Annotated in this window: 21 protein-coding genes; 1 reads left to right on the forward strand and 20 read right to left on the reverse strand. The window is 34.4% G+C overall.

Translation table 11 applies throughout. The annotated features are described in order from the left end of the window. Positions 1–48: 48 nt before the first annotated feature. The 11 genes from F0000_RS12255 to F0000_RS12305 form a co-directional block, all read right to left on the reverse strand. A complete protein-coding gene (locus F0000_RS12255; RefSeq protein WP_149625011.1) occupies positions 49–642 on the reverse strand; it encodes a Crp/Fnr family transcriptional regulator in 594 nt (197 codons plus the stop codon). An 84-nt stretch (positions 643–726) separates the two neighbouring features. Beyond that, positions 727–1,164, reverse strand: coding sequence for a hypothetical protein (locus F0000_RS12260; protein ID WP_149625012.1), 438 nt, complete (start codon positions 1,162–1,164; stop codon positions 727–729). Further along, complete coding sequence (locus tag F0000_RS12265; RefSeq protein ID WP_188112108.1) at positions 1,161–2,189, reverse strand: serine hydrolase; 1,029 nt, start codon at positions 2,187–2,189, stop codon at positions 1,161–1,163. Before F0000_RS12265 ends, F0000_RS12260 begins: the two co-directional genes overlap by 4 nt. An 82-nt stretch (positions 2,190–2,271) precedes the next feature. After that, positions 2,272–2,982 carry a GNAT family N-acetyltransferase gene (locus tag F0000_RS12270; RefSeq protein WP_149625014.1) on the reverse strand — a complete coding sequence of 237 codons (711 nt, stop codon included), beginning with the start codon at positions 2,980–2,982 and terminating at the stop codon, positions 2,272–2,274. 2 nt (positions 2,983–2,984) lie between these two features. Continuing rightward, complete coding sequence (locus F0000_RS12275) at positions 2,985–3,941, reverse strand: NAD(P)H-dependent oxidoreductase (RefSeq protein WP_149625015.1); 957 nt, start codon at positions 3,939–3,941, stop codon at positions 2,985–2,987. A 106-nt stretch (positions 3,942–4,047) separates the two neighbouring features. Continuing rightward, complete coding sequence (locus tag F0000_RS12280; protein ID WP_149625016.1) at positions 4,048–4,626, reverse strand: NAD(P)H-dependent oxidoreductase; 579 nt, start codon at positions 4,624–4,626, stop codon at positions 4,048–4,050. Beyond that, positions 4,623–5,561: an NAD(P)-dependent alcohol dehydrogenase gene (locus F0000_RS12285; protein ID WP_149625017.1), complete on the reverse strand. Its 939-nt coding sequence runs from the start codon at positions 5,559–5,561 to the stop codon at positions 4,623–4,625. The genes F0000_RS12280 and F0000_RS12285 overlap by 4 nt, the downstream gene beginning before the upstream one ends. Positions 5,562–5,572: 11 nt before the next feature. Continuing rightward, positions 5,573–5,863, reverse strand: a complete 291-nt coding sequence (locus tag F0000_RS12290) for a hypothetical protein (protein WP_149625018.1) — start codon at positions 5,861–5,863, stop codon at positions 5,573–5,575. 129 nt (positions 5,864–5,992) lie between these two features. Continuing rightward, entirely contained in the window at positions 5,993–6,328 is a 336-nt protein-coding gene (locus F0000_RS12295; RefSeq protein WP_255452704.1) for a DUF983 domain-containing protein, read from the reverse strand. Positions 6,329–6,339: 11 nt separating this feature from the next. Continuing rightward, positions 6,340–7,224, reverse strand: a complete 885-nt coding sequence (locus tag F0000_RS12300) for an SDR family oxidoreductase (RefSeq protein WP_149625020.1) — start codon at positions 7,222–7,224, stop codon at positions 6,340–6,342. Positions 7,225–7,243: 19 nt separating this feature from the next. Next, entirely contained in the window at positions 7,244–8,506 is a 1,263-nt protein-coding gene (locus F0000_RS12305; protein WP_149625021.1) for a serine hydrolase, read from the reverse strand. A gap of 174 nt (positions 8,507–8,680) precedes the next feature. Here F0000_RS12305 and F0000_RS12310 point away from each other — a divergent pair, with 174 nt between their 5' ends. Then, positions 8,681–9,790 carry an adenylate/guanylate cyclase domain-containing protein gene (locus tag F0000_RS12310; protein WP_149625022.1) on the forward strand — a complete coding sequence of 370 codons (1,110 nt, stop codon included), beginning with the start codon at positions 8,681–8,683 and terminating at the stop codon, positions 9,788–9,790. A gap of 50 nt (positions 9,791–9,840) precedes the next feature. On the opposite strand, the gene F0000_RS12315 is transcribed toward F0000_RS12310, so the two are convergent. The 9 genes from F0000_RS12315 to F0000_RS12345 form a co-directional block, all read right to left on the reverse strand. Beyond that, complete coding sequence (locus tag F0000_RS12315) at positions 9,841–11,634, reverse strand: helix-turn-helix domain-containing protein (RefSeq protein WP_149625023.1); 1,794 nt, start codon at positions 11,632–11,634, stop codon at positions 9,841–9,843. A gap of 431 nt (positions 11,635–12,065) precedes the next feature. After that, positions 12,066–12,242, reverse strand: a complete 177-nt coding sequence (locus tag F0000_RS27745; RefSeq protein WP_188112109.1) for a hypothetical protein — start codon at positions 12,240–12,242, stop codon at positions 12,066–12,068. A 50-nt stretch (positions 12,243–12,292) separates the two neighbouring features. Then, entirely contained in the window at positions 12,293–12,490 is a 198-nt protein-coding gene (locus F0000_RS12320; protein WP_149625024.1) for a hypothetical protein, read from the reverse strand. A 197-nt stretch (positions 12,491–12,687) separates the two neighbouring features. After that, positions 12,688–12,900 (reverse strand): hypothetical protein, encoded by a 213-nt coding sequence (locus tag F0000_RS12325; protein WP_149625025.1) that lies wholly within the window; start codon positions 12,898–12,900, stop codon positions 12,688–12,690. Between the two features lie 478 nt (positions 12,901–13,378). Beyond that, positions 13,379–15,121 carry a M57 family metalloprotease gene (locus tag F0000_RS12330; RefSeq protein WP_149625026.1) on the reverse strand — a complete coding sequence of 581 codons (1,743 nt, stop codon included), beginning with the start codon at positions 15,119–15,121 and terminating at the stop codon, positions 13,379–13,381. 252 nt (positions 15,122–15,373) lie between these two features. Next, a complete protein-coding gene (locus tag F0000_RS28270; protein WP_255452705.1) occupies positions 15,374–15,505 on the reverse strand; it encodes a hypothetical protein in 132 nt (43 codons plus the stop codon). A gap of 366 nt (positions 15,506–15,871) precedes the next feature. After that, on the reverse strand, positions 15,872–18,232 hold the full coding sequence (locus tag F0000_RS12335) for a hypothetical protein (protein ID WP_149625027.1): 2,361 nt from the start codon (positions 18,230–18,232) through the stop codon (positions 15,872–15,874). Between the two features lie 143 nt (positions 18,233–18,375). Next, a complete protein-coding gene (locus F0000_RS12340) occupies positions 18,376–19,443 on the reverse strand; it encodes a T9SS type A sorting domain-containing protein (RefSeq protein ID WP_149625028.1) in 1,068 nt (355 codons plus the stop codon). A gap of 70 nt (positions 19,444–19,513) precedes the next feature. Then, complete coding sequence (locus F0000_RS12345) at positions 19,514–21,718, reverse strand: hypothetical protein (protein ID WP_149625029.1); 2,205 nt, start codon at positions 21,716–21,718, stop codon at positions 19,514–19,516. Between the last annotated feature and the right edge of the window lie 336 nt (positions 21,719–22,054).

Raw genomic sequence — 22,054 nt, forward strand, 5'->3', positions numbered from 1 at the left:
AAAATTGCGATGGTGAAGCGTGAAAAAAAATGAACTAGTTTAAGACTTTTACATTCGATTGACTTTTGTGATAATTTTGCTCATAAATTCTGGTGTAATCCCAATGTATGCAGCTAAATCTTTTTGAGTAATTCTACTGACAATTTGCGGATATTTCTTTTTGAATTCTAAATATCGTTCTTCAGCTGTTAAAGATATGCCGTAGTTTGAGCGTCTGATATAACTGATTAAAGACTTTTGATATAAGATGCGATAAAACCTTTCAAATTTTGGAATCTCTCGAAACAACAAATCATAATTCTCTCTCGAAATTCCCAGAAGTTCTGAATGCTCCGTTGCTTTAATATAATATCTTGAAGGTTCCTTGGTCATAAAGCTTGACAAATCACCAGTCCAGTAATCTTCAATAGCAAACATTGAAATATGAGGTGCGCCTTCCTCATCTAAAGTATACACTTTCAAACATCCTTTGGTGATAAAATATTCATACTTGGTAATCTCACCTGCTTGCATAAGGAAATCTTTCTTCTCCACCTTTATTTCGGTGAGTAAAGAGATGTATTTCTGCTTTTCTAACTCAGTTAAGTTGATAAACCGAGATACATTGCGAAGTAAAAGCTTATGAGATTCTTTATAATTCAATTCCTAACACGTTTACAGGAACTTAATTTAAAGAATTCGTCCGAAATTAAAAAGATATTAGTTTGCTTTCGGTATCCTACTGGTTTAATAAAAATTAAAAAACCACTCAATAAGGTTCCCCATTACAAAGCTCAATAAGGCACCCCAAAGGGATATCTTGCCTAAATTAAAAGAGTTTGAAAATGAAATGTAAAAGGAGATGATAGAACAGATTCCAAACATAATCATTCCATAAATCGGAACATTACTTGTGAGAAAACCGCTGATATGAAATAATATATCCAAAACAGCCGTAAAACCGAATAGTGCTAGATAGAAATTTGCTTTGTTATTTCCCCGAAACAAATAATATGATGCGATTATCAATTCTATGGCAATGGCAAGCGCACCGAACTGCCCATAATACGATTTCTTAAAGTATCCTTCTAAACCTCTAGGGAAGCTCAAATCAAAATAAAATATCACACCCATAACCAAGGCAATCAAGAAGAAAGAAATGGCTATGGTTTTAGGTGTTTTCATTTTGAATTTTCAACAATGTAATTTACAAATTCATACACATTAAAAAAAGGCATTGCTTGAGTGATACAATACGAAAGTGTCGTTTTTGTTTCTGGACAATAACCAATATACGTTCCGTAAAATCCATAATGTCCATAAAAGGTGTCACCATTATAAACCGATTTGTAGACCCCCAAACCGTAGGGCAAATGATTTTCATAAGTTGCTTCTGTTGTCGTCATTTTTTGTAATGATGTTTCAGAAATAAGCTTTCCGTTGAAAAGGGCTTTGATAAAAACGGCTAGGTCTTGATGAGTGCTTACTAATCCTCCCCCTGACCAATCAAATGAGGTGTTCACAGCATTAAAATCAATATCACCTACATATTGATGCATTCTTGATTTATTCGTTTCTGTTTTTTCGTAAAACTCAAAATAAGTGTCCTTTAAATCCAGTGGTCGTAGAATGCGGTCGCGAATTGACTGTGATAACGATTTTTGGTCTAATTTTTCAATTAAAAGCCCTAATAATACATAATTCATATCTGAATAATGCCACCCTTCTCCTGGTTTAAACTTGGCCTCCTTGTTCAATCCAAATTCAAAATATAAATCGACAATGGTTTTAGGTTGATATTGCTGCTCAGGATTTTGCATCACACGCCCAAAAAAAGCTTCTTGTTTGTCATTGAAAATATCGGTTAATCCACTTTTGTGCGATAGTAGCTGCTCTATACTAATTGTTTTCGCGAAAGCGGAGTTCTTATACAAATGGAAATCATCCAGCCTTAAATATTTTACATCGTTTAAATAGGGGTATATTTCATCCGAAATTTTGAGTTTGTCCTCGTCTTCTAGCTGTAGAATAATGGTAGAGACGAACATTTTGGTGCTACTGGCTATTCTAAACTGGTCTGTTGTCCTAGCTTTACTTCCGTTTTTTTCGCGCAGTCCAACTGCCTGGCTTACTATGAGACTATCATTAGTTTTCATAAATACGGAAATGCTATGTACAGGATTCTCTGATGTAGCATCTAATTCGCTCAACAAAAGTTCATTTACATTTTGAGCATTGGTACTGAAAATAGCACCGAACAGGATTAAATAGATATATTTCATAATAGTAGTATTAAATGGTGTAAGATTTTAAATATCCTCGGTTTTGAAAGCCAAGTTTGTGATAAATGGGCGCTCCTAATTTTGAGGCTACTAGATGAATGTATTGACTATGGTTTCTTAATGCGATAGAAAGCAAATGTTCGGTCATTTTCTTTCCTAATCCCAAACCTCGGTATTCTTTTTTGGCGCCAATCATATGAAGTCCAGAATCGCCATTAGAATCTTGAAATACAATTCCACAACTTACATAATTCCCTTTGTATTTTCCTAAGAAAAGCTGAACCTTTTCGTTTTGTATTAATGGATTTATGGTACTATTGTAAATAGAATACCTAAAAGCTTCTGAAGCGATTTTTGCAAAAGTTTTCGCGCCAATCTCATCCGTTACTTTTTCAATCTCAGGATATTCGGTATATACTGTTTTCAACTGGACTTTCATTGTCATTGCTTCCACAGAAGAGGTTGGGATAAATCCTTGTGTTTTTAAAAGTGCTTCGATGTGTTCATTTTCTGCAACAGCGACCGACTTAGTTAACTTATATCCTTCAATATTCCCTTTCAACCTTTCAATATGGTGCGTTTTAAGGTTGAATATTTTGGATGGCCAAGTGGCGTCTTTAGGGGAAAGACTGGAAAATCCTTCATATTGATGAAAGTATCCACCCACTTGACCGATATGACTCCAAAATTCAAATTGATGTTGTATTGCTGCTGGTATCACTTTTAAGCATATTCAATGTTAGATGCCTCAATAAGCGCAGCAGAATCTTCGTAAAAGCGATATTCTTTTATCATTTCATCTTCCACAACGCAAAGCTGTACCCAGTTGCTGTTAAAGAGTTTTCCTGAGCTTCTCACCAAATGCGAGAATGTGCCTTTAGCGACTACCAAATTATCGCCCGCTTCTAGAACCGTATCAACAATGAATTCTTTGGTTTCAAAAAGCGATACAATGTTCCTTAAAAACTGTCTCGCTTCCTTGCGGGTGCGATAGATACCGTGCAATTGTTCTTTTAATCGTTCTTCTTCTTTCACACTTACTATATAACAGTCGGGATGAAAGACATCAAGAACCCCATCTAAGTCTCCTTTTTGAAAAGCATCAAAGTAGGACTGTACAACTTCCGCATTGGTTTTCTTTGGTTCATATTCCGCTTCCGCGAAAGCGAACAATGCTTTGTCTAACAGTTGTAGTTCCGCTTTGTTGGTTATAGTATTGTAGTTAGTATCGAAGTTCTCATTAAAACTTCCCAACGAGTACCTTGCTTTTACAATTCCACCCCAAATCGGGATTAACTTTTCCAATAAAGCCAGTTGCGTTTGTGCGCCTGTGGCACCAGGTGAAGTACTAAGCAACAAGACTGGTTTTTCCCCAAAGAATTGTTGTGTGAATGCAGAGAGCCAATCGAAAGTATTCTTTAAAAATGCTGTTGGCAGACCATTGTGCTCTGGGGAAGCAATGATAAAGCCATCACTTTCTTGAAAAATGGCATACAAATCCTGAATGGGTTTTGGAATACCTTTTGCCTGAATACTCGGTGAATAAATTGGTGCTTCAAATTGCTTTAGGTCTATTAAATTAATGTCATACTCCGGATATCTTTCAATTACGGATTGGATTAATTTCTCGTTAATGGAATCTGGACTGTTACTTCCAGAAAAGGCTAAAATGTTTTTCATTTTTTTCTATTTTTTGATTAATACTGATACAAATTTGCTGATGTAAAGCTCAAAACACTTGTTTGAGCGGAAGTCTGATTTGTTCTAAAAGTGTTTAAGACTTATTTTAGGATACACTAACTCCGAGGCGATTAACTCTAGAAAGCCATTTCGTTCGTTGTTTTTCTGTGGAATCTTTTACCGCAGCCAAGTATGTAACCTTGACTGGTTTTACACCGCAGAATTCCAAGACTCCTTTTTTAAACTGATTGATTGCTGGATTTTTCATCACCAAACTATTGTACCAGCTTACCGTATCGGCAGTTACAATAATTCGTGCTGTTTTACCCTTCAATAGTTTATCTGGGAACAATTTTCCTTTTTGATATTTAAAAGTGATACCTGGTAAAAATGTTCGGTCAATAAAACCTTTTAATAAAGCAGGCAAACCGTACCACCACATCGGGAACACCCAAACCAAGTGTTCTGCTTCTTTAATCTTTTCTATAGCCATTTTTAAATCGGGTTCTAACTCATACGGAATTCTGTATCCATATTTTAAATTGGGGTCAAAATTCAATTCGCTAAGATTTAAGGTCTCTACTAAGGCACTTCCCGAAATGGCTCCTTTCTTATAGCTTTCTGCCAAAGCCCAATTGTAACTTTCTTTATCTGGGTGTCCGTTAATGATGAGTACTTTTTTCATTGTTCGTTTGTTTTTTGATGATGGACAACTACTGATACATTCCCTCGTTTTCTGCCAGAATCTACATATCGATGTGTTTCAACTATATTTTCTAAGTTGTATTCTTTGTCTATAAATGGTTTTATTTTTCCCGTTTCTGCCAATTGACGGGCCTGTAAAAGCAGCTCTGTGCTTTCTTTTGTGAGCATTTTTGTGGAAACGAATTTCCCATTATGCTTCAGTACCTTTTTAGCAGCCGACTTCGAGGTTTTACCTACGGTATCAAATACGATATCGTAGCGTTCTGATGATTGGCTGTAATCCTGTTTTTTGTAATCGATTACGGTTTCCGCTCCCAATTGTTCAACCATCTCAATATTTCGAGTACTACAGACTCCTGTAACACGCGTCCCAAAATAGTTAGCAATTTGTACTGCATAGCTTCCCACACTACCCGAAGCTCCATAGATAAGCACCTTTTGGTCTCTCTGAATGTTTGCTTTTTGTAGTAGAAACAGCGCCGTCATACTACCAATAGGCAAAACCGCAGCTTCTTTGTGAGAAAGCTGTTTTGGCTTTTTAACCACAACCCCTTGACTCCAATGTTCAGGAATACACATATATTCGGCATAGGCTCCTGTTTTCAACATAGTGGTGGTGCCAAATACTTTATCGCCAACCTTAAACTTTGAAACTTTTGCTCCGACTTGTTCAATAGCTCCAGACCATTCGTGACCTAAGATTTGCTTTTTGGGACGGAACAATCCGAAAATCAATCGTGCCGGTAACCAAAATAGTGGTGGAAAATCTGAGGCCCGTAATCGGACGTCACCAGATGTCACAGAGGTTGCAAACACTTTTACCAAAATCTCATTGGGCTTAGGCACAGGTTTTTCAAGTTCCTTAAGTTGTAGAACTTCTGGTGCCCCATATTTAGAATATACTACTGCTTTCATTTTTGATAGGTTTATGCATTTAAAGGAATATTATACACCGAGAGTGGTCTCACTTTGCCTATGTGCGCATATTGCTCACTTTCTAGGTAGTGAAGTTCTTTGTGAAAGAGTTCGTTTCGGTCAAGGAAGCGAATCACCTTTTCTTTCTTAGCATAGTTGCAATTCAGTCTCAACACCTTGTCACAATCTTCGAGGTCAAAATTCCATCGTCCTTTGCCCACGATAGTGTCTAAATGCAGTTGTATTGCGAAGAGTTGTAGCTCTTGCACGTACGTAGCGAGTAAATAAAAATCTGTTTTCATACTGGATTGATTTTGTTGATGAATAAACTCTTGTAATTTGATGTTTCAAAGATGCGACGGATTAGGTCGCCAGTCGTTCTGGAATGTAAATCCGAACTTTTTTACTCGATAATCGAGATTTAAAAAGCTTCAAACTCCCTTCAATAGATAAATCCAAATGATTCTTGCCATTCGCATATTAAATGAGGATAGTGAAAGAATGGTAATGGCTATCCAAGGAAGAATCTTCAAATCGAATGTGTTTTCAAAAAAGAATGTTCCGATGATAAACACAGCTACTGCTTCGGCAATTCCCAGCGCATAACTGACATACATTGCTCCAAAGAAAAATCCAGGTTCTTTTTCAAAAGCAAATCCGCAATGCGAACAACTTTTGTTCATTTTTGGTTTTCTAAAATTGAAATAGATATTCTTCTCTTCATAAATATGTCCTTTATCACAATTGGGACACTTATTACTTAACATTTTTTGCATCATCACTTTATATTTTGATTAGTTTTTGCTTCCGCGAAATAGAAGTCTCTTATTTTATGCGTTCCGTAGCGAGTTGCCACATTATCATTGGCCATCAAGGTCAGGAAGAACTCAATGGGTCCATAGGTCTCAATGGAAGTGAAAGTGCGTATCGACCAAAGGCTGAAACGTCTCACCGAATCTGGTAAATGCCAGATATTGGGCACTCTGCCAAGAGCATCGAATGCGAGTTCTGCAATTTCATTTTGTGTAAGCACGTCTGGTCCACCTACAGAACATTCATTGGTAGGGTCATCAATCATATTCAAAATAATTTCTGCCAAATCGGCTCCGTGAATCGGATTCATCAATTGTTCTCCATTTCCGAAAAGGAACACACGCCCTTTACTTGCCATTTGAAGAAAGTCCTTCATATCAGAGAAAAATCCGTTCGGTCTAATTACTGTGTATTCAAGCCCTGAAGTTTTCAACTCATCTACAAACGCTTCTTTAGCTTCAAAAATCTTTAGGTCTCGATGCTTGTCACCATTAATAGCAGATACGTAAATAAACTTTCTCACACCCGCTCTCTGGGCTTCTCGTAACAGATTTAGATTGGCTTGATAATCTACATCCATATAGGTGAACCCATCTTTTTGGCGCGTGATACCTATGGTGGATATCACCGTATCAATTTCTTCACAACTTCTTGAAAGCGTATTGGGTTCGGTAACCGTAGCCTCCATTATTTCAATGCTTTCCGACTGATATTGTGCTAGTTTTTCCTTCTTTCGTGTAAGTAATCTTGCTGACAGTCCTTTGGCTACGATAGCCTGAGCAATATGATTTCCTAAATAGCCTGTGGCTCCAGCAAGAAGGATTTTACTATTCTTTCTTTCTCGTATCATCACCATTCATTTTATTCGATTAATTATTCTGTAAATACTCTTCTATACCGTCTTTAATTAGTTGTAATACGGTGTTCCACTTCCCTTCATTCTGTGTGAAAGTGCCATCCATATTGGCAATGACAAAGAAGCCTGAACTGCCATCTGCCTTAATTTCCATATGGCTAGACACTCCTAAACTATTACCTCCGTGAACCCAAAGATTCCCTTTTTTGTACCAATACAAGCCGTGGTTTTCGGCAAATCCATTGGGTACAATACCTGCGTCAAGCTGCGGGGTAAATAATAGTTCATAAAAAGCCGTTCCGAAAAGCGTATTGGATTGTCCTTTGATGCCTTTGGTCATATCTAAAAGATAGTTGGCCAAATCATCATTTGTTGTGTGTATACTTCCTTCAGGATAGCCGTGATTTCCATAAAATGGAAGCGGTGTATTTTTGTCTATATAAGAAATGGCCCATTCCTGTTGGTTCACTTCTGTTACATCAAAAGTGGAATTATTCATTTGTAAGGGCGATAAAATATGGGCCTTCACATAGGAAGCGAAATCCTCTTCTGTCGCCGATTCAATCACATAACCCATTAAAGAAGTAGCCACATTGGAATACGACCAAACTTCACCTGGTTCTGTATCGATAAAATTGGAATTGCCATACAACCCTCCATCTTCCAAAAAATATTCTGCTAAATATTCTTCAAGCGAAACAGGATTCATTACTTCAAGACCTAGACCATTCGTCAAAATAGTAGCACCAGTTGTGCTCATATCTTGATTGGGTAATATGAAATAATTGGCTTGAAGGTAGGTGTTTTGGTCATCTACAATACCCGATGTATGTGTGACCAAATGCCTTACCCGAATTACTGCATCTGGATTTTCAAGATTTACAATCTCAACAGGCAATAACTCATTGATAGGTGTATCTAAAGTAAAATAGCCTTGTTCAATAGCTTTTGCAGTGGCAACGCCAACAAATGATTTGCTTAAGGAAGCTATATTGATAACTGTTTGGTTATTAAAATCGCGTTGTTCTTCAATGTCTTCAAAACCAAATGAGGTCTTGTAATCAACATTATCATTGTTGACAATACTTAGCGCAAAACCAGGGATTTCTTGGGTTTCAATGATTTCTTCAAGGTATGCGGTAAGGTTGTCCTGAGTTTGGATTCCATTAGGCGTCGATTGTGCTACCGTGTTGTCATCATCGTTTGAGCACGACGTGGTAACAGATAGTAATAGTGCTAATACAGTGGCTAAAATAATTCTAATACTTGTTGTCATAACTGTTCGTTTTTTTACTCCGCACTATTGCGAAGTGGATTGATAATTTTTTGATGATACAAAGATGACTTGGAAAGGAAAGGCAATCGTTCTGAAATGAAATTCAGAACCTATACAATGAGAATCGGAACTTTTTACTATGAATTGATTTGAAAGTTTGATTCCTTTGTAACAATGTCAATATCAATCAAAAACAAATATTATCTTAAACGCATACTCCCTTTTGGAATCATTTGGCTTGCGATTGCATTTCTAGTAATGTGGTCTCAATATGCAGTGAATCCTGAGCAAACTGACATTATAGAATCTGACGTTCCGTTAACATTCGAGATAGTGATTTTTGCATCAGTCAGCATTTTTTTGGTTGGCTGTATTGTAGGTTGTATTGAAGTCTTTATTGTCAACAAACTTTTTATAAAGCAAAGTTTTCCGCAAAAGATTATTGGCAAACTGTTTTTATATACTGTTGTACTTTCCGTTTTGGTTTTGATTCTATATTTATTGGCCGCAAGTATAGTATCCAATGAGTCTTTTTTTAGCAAGAAGATATGGAATGAGTACGTTGGTTTTTTTACCAGTATAACACATATCAGTACTTGGATTCAACTGCTTTTTTCGCTTCTAGTCTCCCTGCTGTATTCGGAAATTAGCGAAAACTTGGGACAAAATATATTATATAATTTCTTTACAGGTCGCTACCACAAACCTGTTGATGAAAATCGCATATTTATGTTTGTGGATATGAAGGATAGCACCACTATTGCAGAAAAACTGGGCCACAAAACCTACTTCAAATTATTAAGAGATTACTACCGAAGTTTTTCGGATGCTATTCTAAAAAACTATGGTGAAGTTTATCAATACGTAGGCGATGAGATTGTCATTACTTGGAAATTGGATAAAGGTTTAAAGAACAACCGATGTGTTGAATGTTTTTTTGATATGAAAACTGCATTACAAAAGCAAAAAAAGAACTTTAAGAAAAAGTACAATACTATCCCGGATTTCAAAGCAGCGTTACATTTCGGCCAGGTAACAACTGGCGAAATAGGAGCGTTGAAAAAAGATATTTTCTTTACAGGGGATGTGCTGAATACAACTGCTAGAATACTAGGGCTCACAACTGAACTAAAAAAAGGCTTCTTAATTTCAGAACCGCTTTCGCGAAAGTTAGAACCTTCAGAAACCTATAGATTAGAGGATTTAGGAACTAAAAACTTAAAAGGTAAAACAAATTCCATTAAAGTATTTGCAGTTCACAAGGCCGCAAGGGTTTCATATTAAACTACTGTCTATGGAGTGTAATGTAAATTACAAATAGGTAGAACATCATTCTATACTTGACTTTTTAGCCACTGCTTTGGCGTCATACCTGCCACTTTTTTAAAGTAGGTATTGAAAACCGTTTTGGAATTAAACCCACTTTCATAAGCCAACCCCAATAAGGTCAAATGGCTATTTTCGGGTAACAAAGCTATCTTTTGAAAATGTTCCAAACGCTTACCGTTAACTAATTCTGTAAAATTAGTTTGTAGATAATCATTGATAAATTTTGACAAACGGTTTGGGTGAATGCTTAATTCTTCCGCTAATAAACGAAGTGACAAATCTGAACGAAGAAAAGCTTGCTCACAACTAAGAGTTTTGTCTAATGCACTTTTTAATTCATCTGATTCTTTGTTCGTAAACGTTGGAGTGTCTGCTACTTTATCCGTTTCAATATCGAAGGTCGATGCTTGAACACCACCAAAAATAACATCCTGTAAGCCCTTGAAAACCTTTGTATTTCTCAGAGGTTCTAAGAATGGGTCAAACTGAAAGTTTATAATTTGCCCAATGCGTTTCTCCACCATTTCTTTGAAACGTTCTAAAGCTATATCTGTTTTTTGACAATGCACCAGATAATAAAAATCCCAATACACCATTAAATTTAGATTTTGGGATAGTAAACTCTCGTCGTAATCTGGGACTTGGTTGTTATTCACAGCATTGAAAATTGCTTCTATAATTGTCACCAACTTATCGTCTAGGAAAGACTTAGCGTAGTTCAATGTTTTTTCTTTATCGCGCAGAAACAGTAGGCAAGCTACTTTTAAATGTCGACTCAAATCAAAACTGTTGTCAAGCTTCAAGGAACTTTCAAAACACTTGAGCGCAGTTTGATAATCACCTTGCAAATAATATAAATTACCTTTGGTATAATAATGGTTTGGAGAAAGTGGATTGATTTTCAATATCTGCTCTGTTTCCTCAGCCGCTTTTTCAAAAAAACCCGTAGCAGTAAAGAGTTCGGCTAAAGCCTCCCTGCCTTCAGAGAAATGGGAGTTCTCATTTAAACAAAGTTGCAGTTCTTTGAAACCATTTTCGAATTGCCAATTTCCCCAAAAACTAATAGTCGCCTTACCAAAATACCCTGTGTAGGAATTGGGATTCATTTTCAATCCTTTATCGAGATATAAATTGGCTTTTTCTAAACCTTCTTTTCTATCAATATGCCCCCAACTTGCGATAATAGCATAACACCATCCGATGGATACAATCGGGTCGGCATAGGAACTATCAAAATCTGCAGCCTTTTGATAAAACTCTATAGCCTTTTCCATATTCGCTAAGTTCCAAGTAAGCTGGTAGTACCGCCCTCTCAAATACCATTGATAAGAAGTAAGGTTTCCCGTTTGTACTGTAGCAAGAGAATCGCCAATATCGATATGTCCAAAATTCTCACGAATTTTATCAGCAATCAAAAGACTAATTTCGTCTTGCAGTGCAAAAATGTCATCTAGTTCCCTATCGAACTTTTCAGACCACAGTAAAAATCCAGTATCTGTCCGTGTCAATTGAGCTGAAATCCGAATACGCTCTTTAGCAATTCGAATACTACCTTCTACAGCATTAGTTACACCTAGCTCATTACCAATAATTCTAATATCCGATGGTTTGTTTTTAAAAGCAAAAGAGGAAGTACGAGCTGTAACTTTTAGTCCATCAATTTTGGTAAGTGCATTGATGATTTCTTCGGTAATACCATCTGAAAAATAGTCGTTGCTATGGTCGCCACTTAAATTTTTAAACGGTAAAACGACAATAGATTTGTCTAAGGATGTTATGTCGGCACTCGATAAATTCAACTTTTACAAACACAGCTATAAATTTAATAAAGTATTGAAAGAGAAGGCTTATTCTTGTAAAGAATTTTTAGAATGAGACGTTGAACTCAAGATTAATTTAAGATTGGCGTATTCGCAGAGAACTTTTTAGAAAATATTTACAAACGATATTGCATCATTTCCAACTAATACCTAGCAAAATTTATTAAAGCTTTGAAAAACACTTAATTCTGTACTTATTCTGTACTAGGTAGAAATAGGAAAGGCTTCACATTTCTGTGAGGCCCTGTCTTTACTAGTAGCGGGAGAGATTGAAATATCTAACCATTCTATTGAATATTTATTTGAAATAGAAGCATTTATAAAAGCGCATGCCAAAGTATTAATAGCTTCATAAGGAGGCTGCCTAAACCTTTTTAGACAGCCTCATCTCTAATTTATCTGAGATGTTTTTAGGTAAGACAATACCCATCAATACATACACCACCTGGAGCCTCATTTCTACAATCGCTAGTTGTCCGACACGTGCGAAGACAAGAGTCTGGATTAGCGTGCCCTCCTTCTATTGATTTTTGAGATTTTTTGTTTAAGGATGTAACTCCTTCTAGATTTAAAATGTTTTGTAACATAATTATTTTATTTAAATGATTAATAAATTAAAGATTCAAATAGCCTCATCCTAAGGTTCTAGACATACTAGAGTAGGATCTGTGGGTGAATAACAAACAAAAGTCTCTGGTTGACAAGGATTTGGTCTACAATCACCTGGACACGTTTGACAACCTTGTGGGATGTCATTAAAACCACCGTTAATCATTCCTTTTTCTGTTCTTTCTAGAATTTTAATCCCTTCTAGATTTAAAATGTTTTGTAACATAATTAAAAAATTAAATATTTATAAAAACCTGAACTTTTATAGACACTCAGGATATATGTCTTTTTATATGTAATGAGCCTTTAATGTATCCAGTCCTTAAATTGTTACCTTTATTCTTTTCTTTTTATCAAAAAACAATTACGAAACTTACTTTGTAACTGTTTCTTATAATTAATTTCATAAGTTTTATCGCTCACTCAGAACGCTGCGAAGTTGAAAACTGTCGCAGAGCGCACTCTTCGAAGAGCAGGAGTTGATATGGCATTCGCAAATGCTGTAGGTGATGTAGCACTATATTGCACATTACAACTTTTTCTACGGCCTTTCCATTTCATACCTCCAAGTATCGATTTTTGTTCTTTTTTATCCAATACTTTCATTCCTGCAAAATCAAAATTCTTTTTTACCATGTTTGTTTTTTATTAATATGAATCTTTAATGTATTATCCGTTTAAAATGTTACCTGTATTCTTGTTAAATTGCATAAAAAAACAGCTACAAAACTAATTTGTAACTGTTTCTTATAATTAATTTCATAAGTTTTATCGCTCACTCAGAACGCTGCGAAGTTGCAAACTGTCGCAGAGCACTCTTTGAAGAGCAGGGATAAAATAGCTGAATTAAGAAATTATCCAGTTGTTCTTGTTGATATTATACTATTAGAAGATATGATAGGTGCTCCTATACTACCTCCTTTTATCATATGCATTGTGTTGAGCTTAACAATAGATAATTTGTTTAATTTTAATTTTGAAACTTTAGAATTTTCGCTACTGATTTTTGTTTTATGATTAATAATTTGATGAATCCATAGCAATATTGAAATAATAAAATGGTGTTATGATTCTTTCTCTACTATTATATTATTTCAAGAATATTTTGATATTATTACCTTTTTAAGTGAACATCAATATTAGCAGAACCACCATTATTAAATGATTTTGTAAAATCATCATGACCATCTCCATTAAAATCACCAATAGCCCAGTTTTCATTTCCATACATTCCTCCCTGTCGGGTTGCCCATCTCTGTATAGCAAAGTTAGTTCCATTTGAAACATGAACATCAAAGCTAGCGCGACTATCGTCTTGGAAAACTTTGGCAAAATCATCCCTTCCATCTCCATCAAAATCTCCAGACATCCATATTTCATTTCCATACATTCCTCCTTGTTTGGCTCCCCAATGCTCTAATGAAAAACTACTTCCGTTTGAAACATGAACATCAAAATATGCCAGAGAGTTACTATCTGGAAAAGCTTTAGCAAAATCATCTTTTCCATCACCATTGAAATCTCCAGTAACCCATTTTTCATTTCCATACATTCCACCTTGTTGGGTTGCCCATCGTTGTATAACAAAACTAGTTCCATTTGAAACATGAACATCAAAACTAGCGTGACTATCCTCCTGGAAAACCTTTGCAAAATCGTCTTTTCCATCACCGTTAAAATCTCCAGATAGCCATGTTTCATTTCCATACATTCCTCCTTGTTTAGTGCCCCAATGCTCTAATGAAAAGCTACTCCCATTTGAAATATGAACATCAAAATATGCTAAGGAGTTACTATCGGGAAAAGCTTTGGCTATATCGTCCTTACCATCTCCATTGAAATCTCCAGTAACCCATTTTTCATTTCCATATATACCTCCTTGTTTAGTAGCCCATCGATGAATTGAAAAACTACTTCCATTTGACAAGTGAACATCCATACTCGCTAAACCACTATCATCGAAAACTTTGGCAAAATCATCTTTTCCGTCACCATTAAAATCTCCTGCTAACCATATTTGATCATCCCAAAAATCTCCTTGTTGATGTGCCCAACTTCTCATTTGTAATAATCCTGGTTGTGGAAATAAATAAGTAACAGCTTTAATATCGCCCAAACTAAAATTATCAATTATACAAGGGTTCCCGCCAATCATTACCGATTGCGAATCTGTATTCGGCGTTCCCGGAATTAAAGTTCCGAAAGATGAATTTGTATGTGTAATTCCCAAATTATGACCTAACTCATGTTGTACATTGGAAATTCTCATATTTTGAGTAATTGACTTATTACAATTAGAATTAGAATTAAAATCAGGATTAACCCAAATTCTCTTACCAGGTAATCCATTTATTGTTGGCCATGATCCCAACCCAAAAGAACTTGAACTCAAACTAACACTTGGGTCCTGTAAATCGTACATAATTTCAATGTGAGCATTGGTAATTGAGTATGTTATTTTTAGATTAAGTCCTGAATTAATAGCATTCCATCGTTCTATAGCTTGAATACTTGCGCTTTGCCAATCTGAATTCATTCCTGGATTTATATAAATATTTATATTACTAATAATCACAAGGTTCTGATGTCTTCTTTGTTTAGCATCCGAGGATTGTCGAGAAACATATTCTTGATTTTTGAGGAAAACGATATCATCATCTACCAAATAATGATCTCCATTATCTTCAATGACATCTTTTGGAAACCCCCAACTCATTATGGATTTTAGTACTAAATCGTTCTCGGTTTCTACTAAACCTTCATTTTCTAATAAATTATCTTCTTCAGAACATCCTATAATCAACACCAAGATTAAAAAGGATAGAAAGCTTAAGTAATTTAACTTATTGTTTTTCATTATTTTATGTTTTTAATATGTTTAAGTCACTTTAATGTATTAAGAGCAGAAAATGTTACCCCCTAATCGTACATTATTTTTAAAAAATAATATGTAAGCAAAAAATGGAATCAAAAATACTGGTGATCGAGTATAAAACACTCAAATTCGAGTGAAAAAGACTCAAAACTGAGTGTTTTTTATTCAAAAAGAAACCCGAAAGACTCAATAAAGAATCATTCGGATTCATAGAATATAATAGAATAGTGTCCTTTATTTTCTGGAAAATCGTTGTCTTAGATCTTCATAAATAGGTTTTGCACTATTTACTTCTTTTTTATTGGCTTCTTTTATTTGTCCGTAGTATAACAAAGCTGCTTGCAATGCTTTACTACCAACTAACAATCGAGTGTCATCTACATCAGAAAAGAGTTGTTCTAATGAGTTGGTAATGGGTTCTATACCAGTTCTGATTTAAAAATACTCAAATAAAAAACAGGTATTTTATGTTTAAGCAAAAAAGAAAATGCGAGCATAGCCTAAGTTACGATTACATTTTATTTTGAAGCATCAACGAAAAAGAACAAGTTTTAGCGGGAAATTTTAAGTCAGAAATGGTATTAATTGAGATACCACAGCTTCATCTTTTAAAAATTACCGAGTACCCTATTGATCATTTTAAATTTAAAAATAAAAAAGCTCCCTGATTAGGAAGCTCTTTACAAAATATATTGCTGATATGTCTTCTTATTTTGACTAAGTTATTTGATTTTATTCTGTACCAAATCCAAATTCGAAAGAAAAATCTACTTGAGTATCAAAATCATAATCCATTAAAATCTCATTTCCACGTCTTACCGCTATATTATCTTTACCATCACCATTCCAATCTCCAGTCAGGTATTCATCTTCGGTATTACCATTTCCATAGGTTTGATAATAGTCTGAAGTATTGCTAAAAAAATTATCCATGGTAATATATTGCTGTCTCCTAATTCCTATATTATCTTTACCATCTCCATTTCTATCTCCCACCAGGTATTGATCTTCTCCTGGTCCGGATCCAAAATAGTAAACAAAATCGTGTGCGCCGTCAAAATTGTAATCCATTACAATACCATTACTTGTTCTAACGGCAATATTATCTCTGCTATCGCCATTCCAATCACCTACAAGATATTCATCTTCAGCATTGCCTAGACCGTAGAAAAAAGAACTATCTACATTTCCATCAAAATTATAGTCCATAATGATCTGATTACTTCGGCGCACAGCTATGTTATCTTTACCATCACCATTCCAATCACCTACAAGATATTCATCTTCTTGATTACCATTTCCGAAGAAGAAAGAATAGTCTGGTATATTATCAAAATTATAGTCTAATATAATTTCGTTGTTTCTACGCACGGCAATATTATCTTTGCCATCACCATCCCAATCACCAACTAGATATTCGTCTTCGAAGGTTTGTGGTAATGGTTCATTACCTTCCCAATTATTGAAGAGTCCTGGTACAAAAATTTCAGTAAAATTATTATGTCTTAATATCATATTATCTCTCCAATGATTCCATGATAAAGAACCTATTAGTCCTTGTTCTATCTGTTGTATTGTATATCCCGATACTATATCTATGGGTAGGTCGGAGTTATTGGTATTTTGATTAAAATCATCCATTAAATCTACTACGACAGGAGTATAAATGGGTCGTTCTAGAGCGGTGTCAAATTGATTACCTTGCACATAACTGTATTGTGGATTATTTGTAAGCCTACGGTACCTGTGTGTCGTAAATTGCCATTCAACACCTTCTGGCCAACTCTCTATAACTCTTTCAAAATGTTCTTTTGCTTCTTTTGGAAGACCTGGATTAAGGTATGCATTTTTAGCCAAAAACCTGAAAGCTTCTCGATCCATATCCCAATGTGCTGCATGTGCTAATTCATGAATTGTAGTACCATAAATAGCTTCTTCATCGTCTCCCCATCTTCTAATATAGATAGAAGGAAAAATTCCTCCAATACGCGCATATAAAGCAGCATGACCAGGTGCTTTATTAGGGTTAGTATTAAAATTTGCTGAAATTTTTATCTGAGGTTTTAAAATGCCATTTTTTGGCGGACTAGACAATCCAAATCTATCGGTATAATAGTAATCATGTGCTGCTTGATGAATCAAAGCATAATATTGTTGTACATCTGTTACCCAATTACTTCCTGAAGTTCCTAAATTGACATCCCATCTTTCTCTGTTTTTAGGCCCATTTAAAATTGCTTGTACAAAATTTCCCGATCGGATACTGTAATCATGTCTTTCCCATTTGATACTATAATTAACAGGTCTTCTAAACGAGGAAGTTCTAAAATATCCATTGGCATCAGTGATTGCTTTTTCAATTCTAAACCATCGTCTTGCTCTTACTTCGACACCTACAACAGGCACAAAACGATTTACTCCAGTTGTATTATCCCATACCATGATATGACCATCGGGATTCCATTTATCAAATTTTTTCTTAGCAAGGGCATCTGTTTTTATCTCCGCATCCAAATTTCCGGTAATTCGTAAAGCTTCATCCTCCAAGGCATTAATAAAAATGTCATATCTTTCTCCAGTTCCTGAGTTTGAACTGGTTTTTGGAAGATATAATTCTTCTAGTATTTGATAAGGCACATCTGGAAACTTATAAGTAACTGGTACAGCTGAATATTGGTATGTTACCTCATCTATTGGTATTTGAGGATCATGATAATAATCTCCTCCTTCTACCATTTCATAATCCAATGGATAAGAAAACAACTCTAGCGATTCATCATTTTTAAGAAGATCTAATTTCTCTTCGGTTCTGGGATCAAATTTTACATAATAGTGTGTTTTATTTGGTACAGTGATTCCAGTTGTTAAACCATCTGTAAGATTTTGATAGGCTTTCTTCATATTTTCTACGGCATAGGGGTTTTGTAATTTTTGCCCCAATACAATAGCTCCGTTTTGGAAAGCTACTTTAGTATTTTTTTTGTTATTTTCTAATGTTTCAGAAATTACGGGTATTTCATCATCTTTTTCACATGAAACCCCAATGATCATTAGGGCGAATACTAAAAATGTCTTAATGCTATTTTTTATCATAATTTGAATCAATTAAATTTTTAAAGTTTTAAATCAGCATTAATGTATTGATGATCCAATATGTTACCCTTTATACCAGTTATATTTTAAAAAAAGCTCCTGATTAGGAAGCTCTTTTCTAACATATATTTTTGAATACTAGTTTATTTAACCATAAATCGCAGAGTGTTGATTCTCCCCTCCTCTTGTATTTTTATGAAGTACATTCCCGATTCTAATTGCTCCTTGAAGCGTATAATTGTGTTTTGCGAGGAATTCAATATTTTGTTTTGCTCTATTAGTTGTCCTGTTGTACTATAAATAGAATATGCGAAATCTGTTTTTAATCCTGATATATTTATTTGATACCCTTTAGAAATGGTTGGGTATAGTATAATTTTTTCTATACTTTTTATTTGGATCGGTAGTTTCTCTGTAATTATATTCTCATCAGTATGGTTATAACTTTTCCCGTCCCTCTGTACAAAAACATTTTTAGGTCGTATTGGTTCACAGGGATATTCTGGAGAGATCTGAGTGATACTCGTAAAAGGATCTGATAGATTTGATCTTATTTTCACAACTTCTTCCCCTCCAATGGTTTCATAAGGCACAACAATGAATTGTCCTCCAGGTCCTGGGATTGGATTTCCTCCTATAATACGAAGGCAAAAGAAATAATTAATGATATCTATTCCATCATTTGGCAATCCATTATTAGTATCCAAAACAAGAATATCTCCGTTAGTATCTGTAATTTTTCTTAAATTATTGAACCCACTAAGATTTTCTAATAGTCTATTATTTATAATATGTAAACTTCCTACTTTTTTTAAGATTCGTAGGGCATCAACATTGGTAATATTGCCTGAAACTGACTCTGCAATGGTTAATCTACCTTTAACAATGTTATAATCAAAAGCATCTACTTCTGCTTGAGAAGTAAGTGTAATATCCCCATTCAATATTTTGTTACAAGATTCTATTACCGCGATTTTAGAAGTATAAATGTTTCCATTATTTTCTATTTCAGACCCTGAAGTTCCTAAAGATGGTGCACGATAATCCAATCTATGACCTTCTAATAAATGTAATATTCCACAAGCATCTTCTAATCCTGTATTATCCTTAACCACCAATCGATCTTGGATGCCATATATATTAGAAAGACCATCTAATGTTCTTAATACCTGATTAGCTGTTATGCTGACATCTCCAGGTACTATTCTCATGCCGATAAGCCCATCAATATTACTGAGGCTTTGATTATTATCAATATAAATTCCACTATATATTCTACTTCTAAAAGGGAAAGTGATTGAGCTTAGTCCATTTAATATTAGTAAGTTTTTTATTATTACGTATAATTATATTACCATAGACACCTCTTAATGAAGAAAAACCATCTATATTTTTTAGTGATTGATTATTGATAACACTTAGTTTACCACCAATACTTCTTAAATATCTAAAATAGCCTAATTCAGTAATAGTATTGTTTGTATCCAAAACAAATTCTCCTTCTACAGTATTCAGGCTTGTCAAACCATCTAGAGTAGATAATGCTACATTATTCTTTATCAGGATATCCCCAGATACATTTGTTAACGATGTGAGACCATCGAGATTTCTAATTGCAGCAGCAGAAGATTCTTGTATAGTAAGGTTACCAATAATTTTGGCATACTTAAACGTATCTACATCTTCCTGAGTACGAATTGTGATATTACCATTAAAAACCCTATTGGTATCGCAGAACGCAATAATAGTTTCGACGGCACTCGTATTAACTCCATTAGTAGTAATAGTTGTTGTTCCTCCAACGGCTGTTTCATTTTCTAGCAGCTGCACTATACCGCATGCATTTTCTAATCCTGAGTTATCTTGTATTTTTAGATTTTTGGTAATCTTATTTATATTAGATAGCGCATCTAAGTCCTTTAATTTTTGATTATTAAAAATCGAAACAAATGAGTTAATTACCTCTAGGTTTTCTACCCCCGAAAGAGAAACTAAATTTGGATTACCTCCTATTTCAAGTTGAATTATATTCTTACCTATAGCATTAGAAATTCCTGAAATATTTTCTAAGTTTTTATTATTATACAATACCAACCTGTTAGCAAGAGAAGTTAAATTAGACAAATCGTTGAGATTTGTTATATCACAATTATTTAAAACTATTGCTCTTACATCCTTTAATCCCGAAAAACCACTGAAATTGCTAAGGTTATTATTTTTAATTCTTAATTCCTTAATTGAAAGAATATTAGCAAACACATGGATATCGCTTAGCTTAAAATTGTTAGTTAATTCGATATTATCTTTTACTTCTTTAAGCTTTATTAAACCATCCAAATTAGAGAAATCATTACCAATAATTCGTAAGTCTTTGCCAATAGTATTTAAATTACTAAGCCCTGTAAAACTGCGCATATTTCTATGCCCTTTAATTTCAAGAAAGCCCTCTATTTGTTTTAGATTCACAAAACCATCTAAATCTGTCAACCCTTCATTTGCAAGTAGATTTAAGTTACCGCTTAGGGTTGTTAACGTATTGAATGCACTTAAAGAAGTTATTTTTTTATTGATAGAAATCACCAAATTACCTCTAATTGTCTCTATGTTAGATAGCCCATCTATATTTGCTAAAACTGCATTTTTTGATAACTCTAGGGAACCATTAACTGCTTTAAGATTATTAAAGGCATCCAGATTCGTAATACTTGTATTACTCTTAATGTAAAGTCCTCCTCCCAAAGTTTTTAGTGTTGCAAAACTTGATAGGTCTGTAATACCTCCTGTCACATTTTCCTGAATTGTTAGATTTCCTGTTATTTCACAGTAGTTAAAAGTATCGACCTGAGTCTGAGAAGTAAGTATTAAATTGCCTTCATAAGTGTTACAAGTATTACAATGAGCAATAATATCTTCTACAGAACTGGTATAAGTTCCATTGCTGTTTATAGATGGATATACTGGTACATAACTTGGATCATATGTAAGAATAGGTATTATACCACATCCATTTGATAGGTTTGGATTTCTTTTTACTCGTAAAGAAAAACCTTCAAACCCATCTAAAATAGCTATATTAGAAAGTCCATCAAGATTGTCTAATACATTATTATCTTCGATAACAAGTCGTTCTGTAATTGTAGTAATTCCTGATAATCCGTTGATATTGTTTAGCGAAGAATTATTAGAAATTGTAATAGATCCAGATCCAATATCTGTAAGATTAGAAAATCCATCCAAATTGGATACTGCACCGTTTGCTATAATTCTAAGATTTCCATTAATAGATGTTAGTGTTAAAAGCTCATTTAGTTCTACAATAGCTCCTGCAGATTTTTCCTGGATAATTAAATCCCCATCAATAGAGGTGTAGGCAAATGAATCAATATCTGATTGCTCATCTATAGTTAAATTTCCCGGATGTACTTGGGCAAAAGCTGTTTGTAAACAGCATAAAAGTAATCCATAAAGTAGTGTCACTCGTTTCATTTTTTTTGTTTTTTTCCCTTAATGTATTGGGGAATAAAATTGTTACCCCTTTTCTTCTACATTTTTTTTCAATCTGCAAAACAAGCAAAATAATTAGTTAATAGATTACTAAAAATCAATGAATAGATATAACATATAATTTATAAGGGGACCTCTATTAATTGGTTTTTAAAAATATTCTATATCTATTCTGCTATATTTTTACTTTAAAAAATGATCGTTATTTTTTCATTTCAACTCGATTTTGTGTAAGTTATTGTTTTATAGCTACTTGTTGTTTTTTACATCTCCCAATTAGACATAGTTATCCCATCTAACCTGCTTACTTGTTCATAT

Origin of the sequence: Aquimarina sp. RZ0 (assembly GCF_008370685.1) — a bacterium.
Taxonomy (GTDB): Bacteria; Bacteroidota; Bacteroidia; order Flavobacteriales; family Flavobacteriaceae; genus Aquimarina.

Bases quoted from the DNA above. Each gene is read 5' to 3' on its own strand.
- F0000_RS12275 (WP_149625015.1), bottom strand. From the start codon at position 3,941: ATGAAAAACATTTTAGCCTTTTCTGGAAGTAACAGTCCAGATTCCATT.
- F0000_RS12325 (WP_149625025.1), bottom strand. From the start codon at position 12,900: ATGGTAAAAAAGAATTTTGATTTTGCAGGAATGAAAGTATTGGATAAA.
- F0000_RS12310 (WP_149625022.1), top strand. From the start codon at position 8,681: ATGTCAATATCAATCAAAAACAAATATTATCTTAAACGCATACTCCCT.
- F0000_RS12295 (WP_255452704.1), bottom strand. From the start codon at position 6,328: ATGTTAAGTAATAAGTGTCCCAATTGTGATAAAGGACATATTTATGAA.
- F0000_RS12335 (WP_149625027.1), bottom strand. From the start codon at position 18,232: ATGATAAAAAATAGCATTAAGACATTTTTAGTATTCGCCCTAATGATC.
- F0000_RS12280 (WP_149625016.1), bottom strand. From the start codon at position 4,626: ATGAAAAAAGTACTCATCATTAACGGACACCCAGATAAAGAAAGTTAC.
- F0000_RS12260 (WP_149625012.1), bottom strand. From the start codon at position 1,164: ATGAAAACACCTAAAACCATAGCCATTTCTTTCTTCTTGATTGCCTTG.
- F0000_RS12305 (WP_149625021.1), bottom strand. From the start codon at position 8,506: ATGACAACAAGTATTAGAATTATTTTAGCCACTGTATTAGCACTATTA.
- F0000_RS12285 (WP_149625017.1), bottom strand. From the start codon at position 5,561: ATGAAAGCAGTAGTATATTCTAAATATGGGGCACCAGAAGTTCTACAA.
- F0000_RS12320 (WP_149625024.1), bottom strand. From the start codon at position 12,490: ATGTTACAAAACATTTTAAATCTAGAAGGGATTAAAATTCTAGAAAGA.
- F0000_RS12345 (WP_149625029.1), bottom strand. From the start codon at position 21,718: ATGAAACGAGTGACACTACTTTATGGATTACTTTTATGCTGTTTACAA.
- F0000_RS12290 (WP_149625018.1), bottom strand. From the start codon at position 5,863: ATGAAAACAGATTTTTATTTACTCGCTACGTACGTGCAAGAGCTACAA.
- F0000_RS12330 (WP_149625026.1), bottom strand. From the start codon at position 15,121: ATGAAAAACAATAAGTTAAATTACTTAAGCTTTCTATCCTTTTTAATC.
- F0000_RS27745 (WP_188112109.1), bottom strand. From the start codon at position 12,242: ATGTTACAAAACATTTTAAATCTAGAAGGAGTTACATCCTTAAACAAA.
- F0000_RS12340 (WP_149625028.1), bottom strand. From the start codon at position 19,443: ATGAGAATAGTACCTGGAGATGTCAGCATAACAGCTAATCAGGTATTA.
- F0000_RS12300 (WP_149625020.1), bottom strand. From the start codon at position 7,224: ATGATACGAGAAAGAAAGAATAGTAAAATCCTTCTTGCTGGAGCCACA.